Consider the following 16,575-nt stretch of genomic DNA (forward strand, 5'->3'; position numbering starts at 1 on the left):
AACTCCTCATTTCAATTCTTCAGCTAGAATAGCTATATTTTCTTCTAAATTTTCCAAGTAGGACTTGTCGTTTTGTGGGTCGGCCTCTAAAGGATTGAGGGTTTTAAGACTCACACCTGTTGATTTGACAAGTGTATCAGCAACCTTAGACGAAACATTACTCTCTGTAAAGATGGTTTTAACCTTATAATTCTTTACAAATTCTTGAATCTCTGTTAACTGTCTCGGACTTGGTTCTTGGTCAGGAGAAATGCCAGCAATTCCAAGTTGATTTAGTCCAAATCGTTTTGCCAAATATGAAAAAGCTGTGTGTTGGGTTACAAAGGTCTTTTGTTTGGCTTTTTCAAAGATGGGTTGATATTTTTTGGTTAAATCATGAGCTTTGGTACTAAAACTTTGTGCATTTTTCTGATAAGTTTCTTTGTTTGCGCTGTCTAGTTCGGATAACTTGTCAGCGATAATCTGTGCTTCTTCTGCAACCTTTTCAGGATCAAGCCAGGTATGAGGATCATACAAGGTTTTCTCATCAATTCCATCTCCGGCTTCCATATCTTCTAATCCAGGTACGCGCTCCAAGGTCATACCTTCTGATGCTTCTAAGACTTTTACTTTAGACTTTTGCAGACTTGGATCCAAACTTCCCGCCCATGATTCTAAGGTATGGGAATGATAGACGAAAACATCTGCATCATAAATGGCTGCAATGTCATTTGCGGATGGTTCGTAAGAATGGATACCTGAACTAGATTGAATCATCCGAACGTCATTTAGGTCGCCAGATATTTCTTTGACCATAGCATAGACAGGATAAAAACTAGTCACAATCTTCATTCCCTTAGTTTCATGACGATTCTCTTGACTGGCTTTTTGTCCACACGCTCCTAAGGCAAGCGCAAAGCAAGCAATCATGAACCATAGGATACTTCTTTTTATCATAAACACTCCTTAACTAGTATTTAACCATTTAATTAACTAGTAAACATTCTACTCCAAAAAATTTACGATGTCAAGTTATAAATTCAGTTTTTTCCAAAATTTTACCCAAAAGAAAAAGCATCCTAAAAGATGCTTTCTTATAAACTACCAATGTTGATCTCAGGAAATTTTTTGGGAAGAAGTTTCCAGAATTCTTCTAATTGCTCTTCTACTCTATTGGTATTTCTAATAGTTAAGCTATACTTTTTAGAACTATCCTTTCGAGTGTATACAAACTGATAAACTTTATTAAAACGGCTAAAACTTGTACTCACTAAATAGATCCTCCACACATCTCTAAGATCAAGGGCCTGAGTTCCTTTGTAGTAAGTAATGAGATGGTTTTTATATAAAATAACTTTCAAGTCCTGGTCGTAAAAATCAGCTTGAGTATCAAGCAGCTCAAGATTTCCTTCTAATTCAGGGTAGAGACGATAAAGCTCTTTGAATGATTCAATAGATTTCTTAAGGATGATAAAAGCTGCGACTAAAGTCATTAATCCCATACCAGAAAAAATCACAATACCAAAAATATAGCTCAAGCTGTCTCGAGAATATTCACTTAAACTGAGATACATTCTTGTATTCATATTACGAGCGACAACCGACTCAGCAGGAAGGATCGAACGAATAAACTCATCTAAATTAATAATCTTAGTATTTTTCGAAGTATTGATAAAATTGGTCTTGGTGAGGGGTTCTAACTGTATACCTGTAAGAATAACAGGATTATCAGCAAGATCTTCTGCATTTTCAAGAAGTTTATTGATTGATTCATCCTTTATTTTTGACTCAACTACAGCAAATTTCCCTTGACCTTCATTGCTGTATTGTACAATATAAACTACAGTTCCACCATCAACTTCACCAACAGGTTCAGGATAGATACCGTAAACTGGCATGGTAACTTCTCTTCCCGTTTCAGTCGTATCCGCAAACCTCTCTGTTGGTTTCTTATGAATTTGACCTAAGAATCCTGAAATAGCAGCAATTGAAAAAAATACTAGCGAAATCAAGAGTGCAGAAATAAAACCCTTATTCCTTTTTTCTGTAAACATGATTGTCTCCTTTAGTATCTTATTAAAATTATATCAGACTTAAACTTATATCTCATCTTTTATCCTATTTTCTCAGTATTTTATCATAAAAAAGCTCGAACTTTCATTCGAACTGTTACTTTTTATTTTCGCGCAGCTTTTTCATCTTCTTCAAGCTGTTTTACCAGTTGTTCAACACTATCAAATTTTACCATATCTCGAATACGATCCAACCAATAGACAGTCACTGTTTCGCCATAAATATCTTCGTTAAAATCAAAGATATTCACTTCAAAACGTTCTTCTTCTCCATCAAAGGTTACGTTCTTACCGACACTTGCCATTCCTCGATAGAGTTTTCTCTTAATTTCGATATCAACAGTATAAACACCGTCTGCCGGCATATAAGTACGGTCCAAAAGAACCAGATTGGCAGTGGGATATCCAATTGTTCGTCCACGGGCATTCCCATGTACAACAATTCCTTTTGTTGGAAGAGGACTTCCTAGTAACTGACCTGCTTCTTTCACATCCCCTTCAAGGATCGCTTGTCGAATACGAGTAGAGCTAATCTTCCCTTTTTCATCTTCTACAGCAGAAACGACAACTACCTCTCCATCAAAGATTTCTTTTAAATCTTCTGCTGATTTTCTATCAGAACCTAAACTATAGTCAAATCCCACTACAATTGTATCTGCTTTAGCTTCTTTGACAAAGCTATCTACGAACTCTTGAGCTGTCATATTTGCAATACGACTTGAGAAATCCATCAGATAGAGATTTTCGACTCCAGCTCTCTTAAGCTTACGTTCACGTTCTTCAGCATTTAAAATATGAAGAAGATTCTCTGGCGAATAAGAATTTAAGGTTAATTTTGGCGATTCATGGAAAGTGATTAAGGCAACACTCAATCTTTTCTTAGCAGCTATTTCACCAGCAATGCTAAATAATTTTTGATGCCCTAGGTGAATACCGTCAAAATATCCCAATACAAGGACGGTTGGACCTGGTGTTGCAATGTCTTTTTCAGTTTTTATAGGTATTGTTACAATCATAGTCATATTATATCAAAAAGAAGAAGGCATTCAAAATATTACGAATTTAAAAAGATTATAGGCTACTTTTAACTTCTCTTCTCAATTGCTCCAGAGTTTCGATATAATATTTGTCCATGACTTTTGGTAGATTGTCAATGATATCAGGACAAGCATATGGATTGGTAAAGTTTGCTGTACCGACTCCAATGGCTGAGGCACCTGCCAAATACATTTCTATGGCAGCTTCAGCAGAATCTACGCCTCCCATACCAATGATTGGAAGATTCGTTGTTTGAGCCACTTGACGGATAAGTTTAAGAGCTACCGGAAAGACAGCAGGCCCAGACATTCCACCAGTACCGTTGGCAATGATTGGTTTTCTAGTTTTGAGATCAAAGCGCATACCGACAAGGGTATTGATCATAGTGAGGCCACTAGCTCCTGCGTCCTCTACTGCTTTTGCGATGGTCACAATATCAGTTACGCTCGGGGTCAATTTAACGTAAACTGGCACATCTGATGCACCTACGGCTGCTTTTACCACATCATAAGCCAAATCCGGATCTTGACCAATTAAGAGTCCGTGATTTCCATGGTCGACATTTGGACAAGAGATATTGAGCTCAATAGCCTTCACGTTACTCGCCTTAGAAATACCACTAGAAACTGCTGCGTATTCCTGTTTCGAGAATCCTGCTACATTGGCGATTATAGGAAGATTTGGGTACTCTTTTTCCAACCAAGGTAACTTTTCAGAGAGAACGACTTCTAAACCAGGATTTTGTAAACCAATGGCGTTGAGCATACCAGCAGGTGTTTCTGCCACTCGTGGCGTAGGATTCCCAAAACGTGGTTCTAAAGTCGTCGCTTTTATCATGATAGAACCTAATAGATCTAAATCATAGTATTTGGCATACTCTTGACCAAAACCAAAACAGCCTGAAGCAGGGATGATCGGATTCTTTAATTCTAAGCCTGGTAGAGAAACTTGTAATCGATTTGTTGTCATGTAGACTCTCCTTATAAAACAACTGTTCCTGTTTTAAATACAGGTCCATCTTCACATACACGTTGACTAACTGTCTCGCTATCTGGAACTTTCAAGACACAAGCGTAACAAGCTCCCATACCACAAGCCATACGGGATTCTAGAGATAGATAAGCTCTTGGATGGTCATGAAATGTTTGATTGATATATTTCATCATACCAGGTGCACCGCAAGAGTAGATGGCATCAAATTCAGCGTCAAATTCATTAATCACTACTGATACATTTCCTTTAATACCATAAGTTCCGTCGTCTGTTGTCACGAAGACTTGACTATATTGAGTTAACTCATTTTCCAAAATAACAGCATCTTTAGTAGCAAATCCTAGAACAGTTGTAATTTCTACACCTCTCTCATGGAGTTGTTTAGCTACTTCAAGCAAAGGAGGGACACCGATTCCGCCACCAACAAGGAGAACTTTGCTATGCTTGTCTAGCTCAGATAGATCAAAACCATTTCCTTGAGGACCCATGACATCTAAACTATCACCTGGTTTCAAGCTTGAAAAGATTGCTGTACCTGAACCTTCAATGCGATAAATAAGATGACATTGTTTCTTATGCTTATCTATGGATGAGATTGAAATTGGACGACGCAAGAGATGGGCATCATCAGGTACACGCAAATGAAGAAATTGGCCAGCTTTCATAGCTTCAACCATTTCGCCTTCAAGAAAGAGCTCAAAGATCGCTGGCGCGATTTCCTCTTGAGATATTACTTTCATATTCTCCAAGCGAATAGCTCCCATCCGCTTTTTACAATTTGGATTCATAACTTTTCCTCCTTAAATTTTAAGGGGATCAGATAAAGAAAAAACCTTGCAATTGCAAGGTTTCAGTTAAGATATTCACACAAAGGTACCAAATAAGCACTTGCTTACTTGCTTCTATCGTAGTTTCTTTTCTCTGACACCTTGTAAGTCTCTCTGGACTTCCCTTAAAGGTTAAATTTTCACTAGTATACTGCATCAAGCCTAAAAAGTCAAGTAAAAATAGGTCAGGTATCAGTTCATAAAAACAGCTTATTTTTGTGAAGAGAGAATTTTCTCCAATTTTTGATAATCTTTAACACTATCGATTTCATAGATAGAATTTTCTTCCAACTCTTCTACGTAAACATTTAGTTCTTTGATATTATCTTTAACCATATTATCCCAGTAAAGGTCAACAAACTCGCCACTTGCATAAGCCTTGTCAATAAATCCAACAATCTTTTCAGCTGTTGGAGCATCCCAGAATGACACACCACTCAAAATGCGTCCATTCTTGCTATCGACAATGATATCTTGAACTTTGTAATCATCACCATAAACTAGGAACCACTCATTGTCACAATCCTCACGATAAACGCTGAAGTAAGTTGAACGCTCGATATCATTTCGGAACATATTCTTGAAAAGATAATTATCCGCATCGATAACATAGCTGTTGGCCAACTCTTCTTTTACCAAGTAGAGAGAGTAAAAGTTATTGTAATCAGCAAACTTATCATTGAAGACTAAACGAACACCGTATTTTTCTTTAAGGTAGTCGAATTGTTCTTTCAAATAACCTACAACGATGATAATATCATCAATACCACGTTCTTTTAAAAATTCAATTTGATATTCAACCAAAGGTTTTTGATTGACTTTAACCAAGGCTTTGGGAGTATTTTCTGTCATGGGTCTCAAACGAGTTCCCAATCCCGCTGCTAAGATAATCGCTTTCACGCATTTTCTCCTTTATTCTTTAATAATAATGTAAACACCAGCCATTACGATCAGTGAAGTAATGATGGTCAATAAATTAAGAGGTGAGCCCAAGAACATTGCTGCAAACAAAACAGTCCAGACTACATAACTCACATTTAGACCTGTTGCTTTTGCTGGTTGCAATCGATTAATAGCAATATAGTAGGCTAGATAAGAAATCATATTACATGCTGCAAAGACAATCAAAAGTCCCAACAATTGTCCGTTTGCCACTTCTGCAAATGAATGATGCGAGAAGAGAACAATCACAAGATAGGACAGGAAGGAAGTTACTTGTCGAATCAAGAGGGCTTCGAGCTCACTAAGTTCACTTTCCATAGCAAATGAACTTAGAACACTTTCACTCCCCCAAGCAAGCGCACAAATCAAGGCGCAAAGTATTCCGATATAGAAGGAATTGACTTGCTCAACCTTGTAGGTTTGAGCAATAATTCCTGCAATGATTAACAAAATTCCAAATACTGTATTCTTAGAAACCTTATGCTTTAGAATAAAGAAGGCAAGAAGGACAGAAACTGCAGGATAAATAGCTGAAACGGAAGATGCTAAGGAACTACCGATGTATTTGACTGCATAGAGATTAGCCTGCATACCAATAGGACCAGCTAGTAACGCTCCAATAATAACACTGACATTTCGAATGTTTAAGAAAATTGAAAAGCGAACTTTTCCTTCTTTAACGAGTAGATATCCTAGCAAGATAAAAATACTCAGAAAGTCATGTGCAGCTGCTACCACAAAGGGCGAAAGATCTGTGAAGATTGAAAAAATATATGCACTAATAGTTAATCCTAATCCCCAGAATACACCTGAAAGTAAACCAAAAGAAACTCCATTTTTAGTTTTCATGAGAACCTCCCTTAAAATCCAATTCTTTTACTGCTCTATTGTAACGAGAGATTCCATAATCTCCAAAGTCTGCACCATTTTCTTCTTTGTAAATAGTCCAAAGGCTCCAAATAATATCTTGCAAAATTTTATAAATTCGAATTTTCTCTCTCGAAACAGGAGTCTTTTCACTCTCGTAATGAGCCAAAAAGTTTTCCTCTTCTTCTGGAGTGAATTCAGACTCTAGAAAGAGTGCCGCAAGGTCCCACATAGGATCGTTCATGGATGAATATTCCCAATCAATCAGATAAAGATGCCCATCTGGTGCTTCAATAAAATTTTCAGGAACCAAATCAATATGACAAGACTTCTTCTCAATTCCGATTTGTTCAAGCTCTTCTTTCAGAGAAAACACCGATTTTCTAACAGCTTCATAGTTTGGATAATAGATCTCTCCTTGAATCAAGGATTCATATTTTTTGATTTCCTCAAAAGGAGCAAACTCTCCTTTTAATTCTTTACCAGATGCATGAATCGTTTGTAGAATGGGAGCAATTTTCTCAAATCTAGTTTTAATGGTATCTAAATTAAGTGTTTCAGCATTTTCAATGTATTGATTAACTTTGATGCCAGCTTCAATATCAAAAAGATAATTTTCGACATCTAATTTCAAATCTTTCAACAATTCAAGATTGAACTTTTCATTCTGACGGTCGATTAATTTATCCGTACCTTTACCGAAAAACTTAACGATATACTGATTTGAGGATGTTTGAACCAAGTAGTTTTGATTGGTCATTCCACCCAGCTGTTCAACGCTCTGAATTTCTTCATCACCTGATAATAAAGAGGCAATCTTCTCTTTAACGATTTCCTTCATAATCTTCCTCCATTAGACTTCCCACTTAAATACTGTCTTGAAGGCAGTATTCAGGTCTGCTGCAAAAACTCGATGAATATCTTTGATCTCTCTTACTGGTTCTTCTAGATAAATGATATTTTTCAAACGATTGGCAAACTTTTTAATCTCCATCATTTGAATGGCATTTTCAAAGTCAACTCTTCCTGAACGAGAAGATCCAACTAATAACAAGCCTTTTTCTAAAGAATCGCGAGTATTGATATTAACCTTATACTCACTAACACCCATCATCAAAATAGTACCTTGGGGTTTAATATACCGAATCAAATCATTGATAGCAGGTCCACTACCGTCACCACCACAACACTCAAATCCATGATCAAAGCTGAGATCTTCTGGAATACTGTCAGTAATATAACGTTCGTGCGCAAACGAAAAGAGTTCCAATTTCTCCCAGTGGCGACCAATGACAATAATTTCTGCTTCAGGCAAAGTGTAGTTGATAATATTGGCCATGACAAAAGCTAAACTTCCATCACCAATGACAGCGATACGTTGACGTCCGCTATGTGAAACAGTCAGAAAACGATTCATAGCATGCATGCCCACACTGACAAACTCTGTAATGGCGGCAACTGTGTCTTCGATTTCTTCGTAAGATACCACACGATCCTTAGGCAGAGAAACAAATTCTCGCATGAATCCATCGTAACCACTTGATAAGAAATATGTTCCAGTCATGTAATTTTCGTAGAATTCCTCATCACTTTGCATAGGTGGTTGATTTGGAATCATAACAACCTTCTGACCAACTTTGTAGGTACCGGTTGGATCAGAAATGACTGTACCACAAGACTCGTGAATCATAGCCATTGGTAGTTTTTTCGCTAAAATTTTTGGATCGCGTTTACCTTGGTAGTACCGTTGATCCGCGTGACAAACCGCCATGTAATTTGGTCGGATAAGGATATGATTCTCTTGATCAATTTCTTCTTCCTGATATTTAATATTGATAAACTTTGGTTTTGTCAGTTGATAAATTTGATTAATCATGTCTATTCTTTCTCAATCATGCTTTTAGCAATCTTCAAGTCTGTAACTGTTGTAATTTTAAGGTTTGAGTATTCACCTTTTGCCAAGGCTACATCTTTACCCTTAATGACAAAAATTTTACATGCATCTGTTAAAATTTCTTTTTCTTCTGCTGATAAAGAACCATACAAATCAATGAAGTCTTTACAACGGAAGGTTTGAGGAGTTTGCCCTTGATAGAGATGAGCACGATTTGGAATATCTGTGATAAACTGACCATTTGTACTTTCAACAATGGTATCTACTGCTTCAACTACTGTATCAACAGCATCATGATTTTGTGCAAGAGCAATGTTATCTTGAATCATTCGAAGTGTGATAAAAGGACGAACTGAGTCATGAGTGACTACGATATCATCTTCCGTAATTGGACGGTAAGCATCGATAGCTTCGATGATCTTTTCAATACTCGAATTACGATCCGCCCCACCTTTTGTGATGATGATACGGTCCTTGTGGAGTGGAAGGAATTTTTCAACTAAATCTTCTGCGTGTGTCACCCAGTCTCCGTGAACTCCAACTACAATCTTTTCAATACTTGGCTCTAAGACAAATTTTTCAATTGTATGGATTAGGATCGGGCGATCTCCCAACTCAAGAAATTGTTTGGGTAGGTTACTAATACCCATGCGCGTACCGGTTCCACCTGCTAAAATTCCAGCGTAAATCATTTTGATACTCCTTTGGTTTGTTTTAAAAACTCATTGTTTACTATTATATCACAATCTACTGGTATCTTGAAATAAATAGCGAGCAAGCAAAGCTATAATGAATTTGTATTCAAATAATAATCTGAACTTTTAGGATTAATCATTTATTTAAAGTAAACAATTATCCAAGAAAACTTTCTCTATTTATGAAACTGAAGATATTTGTTCGGATAATATAGAGTTCTTCAGAATATTATAAAAACCTTAAAGAAACCTTAAACTGTTTAAATAGGTAATTGAAAAAGAGCTGTGAATTTAGACAAGATAATGATCTTGTACCAATTTCTCAACTCTTTTATTAAGTTTCTTTATTTTTCTTCCGAATCCCCAAGGCCTTTAACGGCTTTTTTAAACTCAGCAAGCATTTTTCCTACTGATTCTCCTAGCTCTGGTAAGCGTTTTGGTCCTAAAATCAAAAGTGCCCCCAGTATAATAATAATTATGCCTGGTGCTCCGATATCACGTAAGATTCCCATTTTTTTCTTCCCTTCTTTTTATAATCCATTTACTAATTACAATACTGACCTCATACAAAAGAATTAAAGGAACAGTCATTGCTAAATCACTAATAAAATCTGCAGGTGTCAATATAACCGCTAATACCAATAAGATGAAATAAGCATAACGCCTATAGGAAACAAGTAGCCCTGGCCCAATTAAACCTATTGAGGTTAAAAAGGCAATGATAACAGGCAATTCAAAAATCAATGCCAAGGGCATGGTTGTTTGAAATACAAAGTCTAAATAATTTTGCGCGGTTAACTGAGTTTCGAATAAATTTTCACCCAATCCTAGTAAGACCTGGAGTAAGGCTGGTGTAACAAAGTAAAAACCAAAGGCTAGCCCTACTATAAAACAAATAAAGGTTGCAGGTATATAGACAAAAATAGCTCCTGCTTCTTCAGTTTTAAGGGCAGGTCTTACAAAGCACCATACTTGATAGACAGTATAGGGTAAGGTAAGACTAAAAGCCATTAAACTGGCTAAGCGCAGATAAATCCAAAGAATATCATTTGGCCCAAGCACAATTAATTTTTGACTAAAACCTTGAGTTATATACTGATAGACCTGATCGGCAAATAATAGTGAAATGCAAAATACTAACAAGAAACAAATGATGACTGCTAGTAATCTCTTTCTAAATTCTACCAGATGCTCAATAATTGTCAATTCTTTTTTATCCATTATTTTTTACCTTGCTTCAAAGTCACACCTACAATAATTAGTAAAAATATAACTTGGGCACCTAGGACTTCCCAACTTGGATAGAAACCTAAGAAATCTATCATAGGAAGTGAAGTTACAGGGTGATTAGGAGCCATATTTGTCAACTGTAGTGCATGTATGCTGACACCTAACATCTTAAAGGCCAAGGCATAAATCATCCATGTTAAAAGAAAGAAAACTTTATGAGGAAGGAAAAACTGGCTTGCTTTATTCATGACAAAGGCAAGGCCTACTAAAACCAAAAGTGCTAAAGAAATTCCTAAAACAAAGTCAAAAGTTGAAATCCTTGGTAAAATTCCTACATAAAAGAGAATGGTTTCTGCTCCTTCGCGAAATACTGCTAGAAAACTAAGAGCGAACATGGAAAGGAAAGATCCTGTTTTCGTGACAGTTTGCATTTGCGATTCCATAAAAGTATTCCATTTTTTAACAGAGGATTTGCTATGAAGCCAAATACCGATTAAAATCATCATGCCTACTGCAAAAACCCCAACTGCTCCCTCGATGATTTCACGGTTGGTTCCCGAGGTGACTGCTGGAAAAGCAATCTGTAGGATATAGGCAATCAAAAGACTAGCTACTATACCCACAAATGCACCACTATATACCCACTTGAGTCCTTTACGCAAGTTAGAAGCTTTCAAAGTTGTAACAAGAGCCATCACTATTAAGAGAGCTTCCACTCCTTCACGAAGTAAAATTAACATAGCATCAAATGCATTATAAGAAGCACTCGTGTCAATTTGAGATAGCTCTGAAATCAAACTAGATAGTTTATCCTGATAAGCTTGTTCCTGTCCCTTAACCATAATCACAGGACTTTCACTCTCAACTTTTGTATATAGGGAAGGATTTGTTGTACTTACAGAACCTTCAATGGTTGGCCAAATAGTGATGAACTCCTTCATCGTAGCTGCAGCTTCAGTATTTTTTCCAGCCTCAAATTGTGATAGAGCTTTTTTTAATAGACTGATTCCATCTTTTAGTGTCAGATTCGTTGAATTCGTTTCAACTTCTTTTCCATCAATAAAGTTTGAAATAGCAGTTTTTAAGTCATCAAATGAAGATTTAATAGTATCATAGTTTGTTGGTTCAGTCTCAATACTACTACGTAAAAAAGAGATAGCCGTTTCCACTTTCCCATAATGAGCTGTACTATGGTCGCGAACTACTGCTTCATTGATAGTCCAGGTTGAATTCATTTTTTTATAAGCTTCTTTTACTGCTTCTAGATTATGAGAGGCAATTGCCTTGTCTAAAGCTTCAAAACGAGGTTCTAATCGAGTAACAAGCTTTTCTTTTTCTGCATCAAGGTCAACTGGATTTTGCTCTTTCTCAAATGTTAAAAGAGCTAAAGAAATCTGGGTCAACTGATCTTCAGTAATTTTTCCTGATAAAGAGAGTTTCTCTTGAACTTTCTTACCTGCTTCCGAATCTGCATGTTCAAGTTTACTGAATTCTTTAGAGATTTCAGAAACTAGTTTCTGGGCTTCGTCTTGATTGCCTTCCTTGACAGCTTTGGTCGCATCAGTGATTTTTACAAAATAGGGACTTAAATTCTCCTTAGCTCCTACAGGTATGACAAAAAGTAAAAAGAAAGCTAAAAGAGGAACAATATATTTAAGATTCCAATAATTTCTGCCCAATGTAACCTCCCTTCTCTACACCACCAAAGCAAGCAAAGAGACCACTACCAATATGGGTTACATACTCATTCATTTTATCCATAGCACCAAGATTTGTTTGAACTTTAACAAAACTATCCGGGTCTTTTTGGAAAGAAATAAATAGTAATCCTGTGTCGAACTGACCTGTCTTTTCATCAATTCCATCAGAATAAGAATAAGAGCGACGTAAAAGAGGTTTATTAGCTTCTTTTGCTAAGCGAACGTGGGAATCATCTGGAAGAAGACTCAAATCAACTTCATCGAATTCATGTTTCTTGCCAAAGGGAGCCCCACTTTCTTTATAGCGTCCAAAGGTATTTTCTTGTTCCTCAAGATTGGTTCTATCCCAGGTATCTAAAAACATCTGAATACGTCTAACAGCCATGTAGGAACCATTTTCCATCCAATCTTTACTATCAGCCCAGACAACATTATCAAATTCTTTTTCGGTTGTAGCGTTAGCAGTTCCATCCTTGAAACCAAATAGATTACGAGGTGTTTCCATCCGGTTACCAATTGCAGCAAAACCAGATTGACTCCAACGAAGAGTAACAGCATTTCTCCCCTTGCGGATAAGGTTACGAATAGCATGAAAAGCAACCTGTTCGTCATCTGCACAAGCCTGAATCACGATATCACCACCAGTATACTTTTCGCGTAATTGTTCTTTAGGAAAGGGAGGCATATCTCTAAATAGTTTTGGACGTTTATCCTCAAGTTTCATCTTTTCCAAGAAACTAGTTGAAACACCAAACGTGAGAGTTAAGCGATGCGGATTTAACCCAACAGTTTCACCAGTATCACTCGGCGGCAAGAGACTGTTACCACCATCCTTTTTAACTAAATCGCCATCTACAAGTTTAGCGCTGTAATCCGTCCAATCTTTAAATAGCTGGATAATTTTCTCTTTGTCAGTCGTATGCAAATCCAAAACAACAAAATAGATATTTTTCTGCATGGCAGTTGTGATTCCAGCTTGATGTTTGCCATAAAAGGCTATTTTTTCGTCTCCGTACGAGATGTTTTCTTGACCCTCTAACTTAGGTGCGAAAAAAGCAGAAGCACCAGAGAGACCAAGTGCAATACCAGCCCCTCCGATACCTGCTTTCTTTAGAAATTCTCGACGGTCCATTTTTTTATCAAAAAACTTTTCGTCTTTATTTGTCATCCTACTTATTCTCCACCAAGAAATTTACCCATTTGTGACAATGGTTCTCCAAGTTTCGTTACAGCCTCAGATAATTCTTTAGTGTCTTCTTTTGTTAAGTCTGTATAGAGTTTATAATGCTCTTTATCAGTCATATGTTTATCTAAAAGACTATTGACAGATTTAAAATCTTCTTCCAATTCTTTAACCAGAGCTGCATCAGACTTTTCAAGCAGAGGTTTAAAGAGTTGGAAAATTTTCTCTGCCCCTTCAATATTGGCGCGGAAATCGTATAGATCTGTGTGAGAATAAATTTCTTCCTCACCAGTAATCTTGCTTGTAGCAACTTCATTAAGCAGGTCAACAGCACCTGTCAGCATCATTTTGTAATCTACTTCTACAGTAGCAATTTTAGCTTTCAATTCCTTAATATCGTTTACTAATTGATCACCATATGCTTCAGTTCCTTTTGTAGTATTTTCTTCCCAAAGAATACGTTCGATACGGTGGAAACCAGACCAACCTTCTTCTGTTTTATTTTCATCTAAATAGTCTGCTAAACGAAAGTCTATCTTCACATCAGACTCACCAAAGCTTTCTGCAATTGGTTCTGAACGCTCGTAAGACATACGAATCAATGGATATGCCTTTTTAGCTTCCTCTAACTTACCATCTTTTAAGAGTTGAACAAAACCTTCTGTATCCGTCAATAATTTATCAATTTGTCCTTGAACAAAGGTCTTATAATCTGTGGTTGCCTGATCAAGCAATTTTTGTTTGTCATCTGACAGAGCTGTCACCTTAGAAGAGTCACTCGTGTCACTTGGTTTGGTTTGATTATTGGCACAAGCTGTCAATAGCAAGGCTGAAGATAAAAGGACGAAACTTAGTTTTTTCATTATTTACTCCTATTAGTTCAGGAATCCTGAATTTATTTTATGTCCCATTATAACATGTCTGTACTCATTTTTCAATAAATTATCAGAAAATTTAATGTTTGGACAGATAAACTATTATTAGACTTTTAAAGCTAAAATTGATAAAATAAGAAACAAATAATATAAAAAAAGGAAATTTAAAACGTTATGATGAATATGCAAAACATGATGCGACAAGCTCAAAAACTTCAAAAACAGATGGAGCAAAGTCAGGCTGAACTTGCTGCTACAGAATTTGTTGGAACTTCTGCTCAAAACTTGGTAACTGCTACCTTAACAGGTGATAAGAAAGTTTTAAAAATCGACTTTGATCCTGCAGTTGTGGATGCTGAGGATATTGAGACTCTTTCAGATATGACTGTTCAAGCGCTCAATGCTGCTCTTGAACAAATTGATGAAACCACTAAAAAGAAACTTGGTGCATTTGCAGGTAAGTTGCCATTTTAATCATAGAAAAAGAGGTTGTTGCACAGCCTCTTTTAATTTATGTTAAAAAGCAAAGAATTCAGTTGCTTTATTCAGCAGTAAGTAGCTGTATTCAGGGTCTTCCTGAGCCGTTTGTAATTCTTCTTTTATTTTTTCCAAGTCGTCCGTAATCATTCCGTCAACACCTAGGTGAAAAGACTTATTAAACGATTCAGAACTATTGATTGTCCATACATAGAGTTTTTGGTCCGTATTCCATAGTTTCGTTACAAAATATTCATCCAAAGTAGAGTACTCCATTGTGTATCCAGTTGCCAACGTTCTAGGAAAAACAGAATTATAGGGAAGAATAAAGTATACAGGAATATCTGTGTCATACTCTCTCACTTTTTCAATTACCTTATAATCTAAAGATTGCATTTGATGACCATAAACCTTAATTTTTGCACCGTATTTTTCTAGAAAATGTTCCATCATCTGCGGGCTATCTTTGTGACTGGTCTTAATTTCAATAAGTAGTTTCTGATGCAGTTCATTTGCACGATTCAGATAATCATCAAAACTTGAAATCTTCGTCTCATAACCATTCTCATGAATGTCAATCTGTTTTAACTCTTCTAAGGTCAAATCTTGCGGTGTTTTATTGATACCTGCTAATCCTTTTAGTTTAGCATCATGCATCATGACAAATTGGCCATCCTTGGTTTCCTGAACATCCATCTCGATTAAATCCGGTTTTAATTGAGCTGTCTTTTCTAAGGATTCCACTGTATTTTGGACACCATTTGCATTTGATACACCACGATGTGAAATTAAAAGAGGTGGCTTGACTACTGGAGCTTCTAGATAAGTATATCCTTCAATCGCAAAGAAGATACTCGCACAAACCATGACTCCCCATCTCATGATATGATCCTTCTCCCGCCTTGGCATAATGTCAAGTTCTTCTCCCGTTAAGAAAGAAGTGAATTTGACAAGGAAATAAGTCAGAGCCATATAGTGCAAATTCTTGATGAGAACAAAGTTGGAAATAGCAAGGATCAGGGATTCTCTCTGAGTAATGCTATCGACTATGTACTGAGTTAATAATATTGGGATGAGAGGGAGATAAAAGAATAGATTGGTTTTTACAACAATTAAAAATAAATGCCAGGCATAAAACCAAAAGAAATTCTTAGTCCTATCCAAACTATAAATAATCGCTTCCTTCACAGTCATCTTATCATAAAAGATTTTTGGTAGAGTGAATATTAATCGAACAGAAACATAAAAGAATAAGAGTGATAAGCCGATAATAACTACCCACCATAACCAATAGTTTTCTTCCATATAGGTTTGAATAAACTCTGGAATCACAATTTTATTGAAATAATAAATCTTAAATATCTTTCTGATAAAAGGGAACAACATCGCTACGAAAAGAAAGATAAACAAGGCTTTTGAAATGGTCATCTTCTTCATAAACGCAAGGCTTTCACGAAATACTTTTCGACTATATTCTATGAGAGTTCTCTTTTCGTGATAAAGGAGATGACGTGCTCCTATAAATAGAAGGCTGAGTTGAAAATAGGCTACCAGCAGATTGATGGCTATTAAGATTACGAAACCAAGACTGACTATGGGTGCGTTTTTTATAATAGCAAAAATATTGTTGTAGGATATAAACAAATATCCTGTTTGACTCAGTAAAAATCCAGCTATCACTGAGTTTAGTGGCAACCAGACATAGTCAACCAACATAAAAATTAAAAAGAATAGAAAGAGGATTTTATCTAGATTTAGGTAAATCTTTTTAAAACCCAATTTTTTTGGTTTTTCAGGTTTCAT

General features: G+C 36.3%; 17 protein-coding genes. 1 reads left to right on the forward strand and 16 read right to left on the reverse strand.

The features are described 5' to 3' along the window. Nucleotides 1–6 precede the first annotated feature (6 nt). From NGI26_RS04110 to efeO, 15 genes are all read right to left on the reverse strand, one after another. Nucleotides 7–936, reverse strand: a complete 930-nt coding sequence (locus NGI26_RS04110) for a metal ABC transporter substrate-binding protein (protein WP_251936357.1) — start codon at nucleotides 934–936, stop codon at nucleotides 7–9. Between the two features lie 137 nt (nucleotides 937–1,073). Further along, on the reverse strand, nucleotides 1,074–2,033 hold the full coding sequence (locus NGI26_RS04115) for a hypothetical protein (RefSeq protein WP_251936359.1): 960 nt from the start codon (nucleotides 2,031–2,033) through the stop codon (nucleotides 1,074–1,076). Between the two features lie 122 nt (nucleotides 2,034–2,155). After that, a complete protein-coding gene (locus tag NGI26_RS04120; RefSeq protein ID WP_251936361.1) occupies nucleotides 2,156–3,067 on the reverse strand; it encodes a bifunctional riboflavin kinase/FAD synthetase in 912 nt (303 codons plus the stop codon). Nucleotides 3,068–3,122: 55 nt separating this feature from the next. After that, on the reverse strand, nucleotides 3,123–4,058 hold the full coding sequence (locus NGI26_RS04125) for a dihydroorotate dehydrogenase (RefSeq protein ID WP_251936363.1): 936 nt from the start codon (nucleotides 4,056–4,058) through the stop codon (nucleotides 3,123–3,125). 11 nt (nucleotides 4,059–4,069) lie between these two features. Then, the gene (locus tag NGI26_RS04130) at nucleotides 4,070–4,870 is read right to left on the reverse strand and encodes a dihydroorotate dehydrogenase electron transfer subunit (protein ID WP_251936365.1); all 801 of its coding nucleotides are present in this window, start codon (nucleotides 4,868–4,870) and stop codon (nucleotides 4,070–4,072) included. Nucleotides 4,871–5,119: 249 nt separating this feature from the next. Further along, nucleotides 5,120–5,809 (reverse strand): sugar phosphate nucleotidyltransferase, encoded by a 690-nt coding sequence (locus tag NGI26_RS04135; RefSeq protein ID WP_251936368.1) that lies wholly within the window; start codon nucleotides 5,807–5,809, stop codon nucleotides 5,120–5,122. A 12-nt stretch (nucleotides 5,810–5,821) separates the two neighbouring features. Then, nucleotides 5,822–6,700 (reverse strand): DMT family transporter, encoded by an 879-nt coding sequence (locus NGI26_RS04140; protein WP_251936371.1) that lies wholly within the window; start codon nucleotides 6,698–6,700, stop codon nucleotides 5,822–5,824. After that, on the reverse strand, nucleotides 6,690–7,559 hold the full coding sequence (locus NGI26_RS04145; protein ID WP_251936389.1) for a phosphotransferase family protein: 870 nt from the start codon (nucleotides 7,557–7,559) through the stop codon (nucleotides 6,690–6,692). Before NGI26_RS04145 ends, NGI26_RS04140 begins: the two co-directional genes overlap by 11 nt. Nucleotides 7,560–7,571: 12 nt before the next feature. Then, nucleotides 7,572–8,594 carry a ribitol-5-phosphate dehydrogenase gene (locus NGI26_RS04150; RefSeq protein WP_251936405.1) on the reverse strand — a complete coding sequence of 341 codons (1,023 nt, stop codon included), beginning with the start codon at nucleotides 8,592–8,594 and terminating at the stop codon, nucleotides 7,572–7,574. A gap of 2 nt (nucleotides 8,595–8,596) precedes the next feature. Beyond that, nucleotides 8,597–9,304 carry an IspD/TarI family cytidylyltransferase gene (locus NGI26_RS04155; protein WP_004252727.1) on the reverse strand — a complete coding sequence of 236 codons (708 nt, stop codon included), beginning with the start codon at nucleotides 9,302–9,304 and terminating at the stop codon, nucleotides 8,597–8,599. Nucleotides 9,305–9,651: 347 nt separating this feature from the next. After that, on the reverse strand, nucleotides 9,652–9,819 hold the full coding sequence (locus NGI26_RS04160; protein WP_251936409.1) for a twin-arginine translocase TatA/TatE family subunit: 168 nt from the start codon (nucleotides 9,817–9,819) through the stop codon (nucleotides 9,652–9,654). Then, a complete protein-coding gene (gene tatC / locus NGI26_RS04165; RefSeq protein WP_251936413.1) occupies nucleotides 9,803–10,528 on the reverse strand; it encodes a twin-arginine translocase subunit TatC in 726 nt (241 codons plus the stop codon). The genes NGI26_RS04160 and tatC overlap by 17 nt, the downstream gene beginning before the upstream one ends. After that, entirely contained in the window at nucleotides 10,528–12,216 is a 1,689-nt protein-coding gene (locus NGI26_RS04170; protein WP_251936417.1) for an FTR1 family iron permease, read from the reverse strand. The genes tatC and NGI26_RS04170 overlap by 1 nt, the downstream gene beginning before the upstream one ends. Next, a complete protein-coding gene (gene efeB / locus NGI26_RS04175) occupies nucleotides 12,191–13,405 on the reverse strand; it encodes an iron uptake transporter deferrochelatase/peroxidase subunit (RefSeq protein ID WP_251936421.1) in 1,215 nt (404 codons plus the stop codon). The genes NGI26_RS04170 and efeB overlap by 26 nt, the downstream gene beginning before the upstream one ends. Before the next feature lie 5 nt (nucleotides 13,406–13,410). Beyond that, complete coding sequence (gene efeO / locus NGI26_RS04180) at nucleotides 13,411–14,283, reverse strand: iron uptake system protein EfeO (RefSeq protein WP_251936439.1); 873 nt, start codon at nucleotides 14,281–14,283, stop codon at nucleotides 13,411–13,413. Nucleotides 14,284–14,469: 186 nt separating this feature from the next. On the opposite strand from efeO, the gene NGI26_RS04185 reads away from it, so the two are divergent. Continuing rightward, the gene (locus NGI26_RS04185) at nucleotides 14,470–14,769 is read left to right on the forward strand and encodes a YbaB/EbfC family nucleoid-associated protein (protein ID WP_251936441.1); all 300 of its coding nucleotides are present in this window, start codon (nucleotides 14,470–14,472) and stop codon (nucleotides 14,767–14,769) included. A gap of 42 nt (nucleotides 14,770–14,811) precedes the next feature. On the opposite strand, the gene NGI26_RS04190 is transcribed toward NGI26_RS04185, so the two are convergent. Next, a complete protein-coding gene (locus NGI26_RS04190; RefSeq protein ID WP_251936443.1) occupies nucleotides 14,812–16,575 on the reverse strand; it encodes a glycerophosphoryl diester phosphodiesterase membrane domain-containing protein in 1,764 nt (587 codons plus the stop codon).

It is taken from the genome of Streptococcus sp. Marseille-Q0941 (genome assembly GCF_943736975.1).
In the GTDB taxonomy this organism is placed as follows: Bacteria; Bacillota; Bacilli; order Lactobacillales; family Streptococcaceae; genus Streptococcus.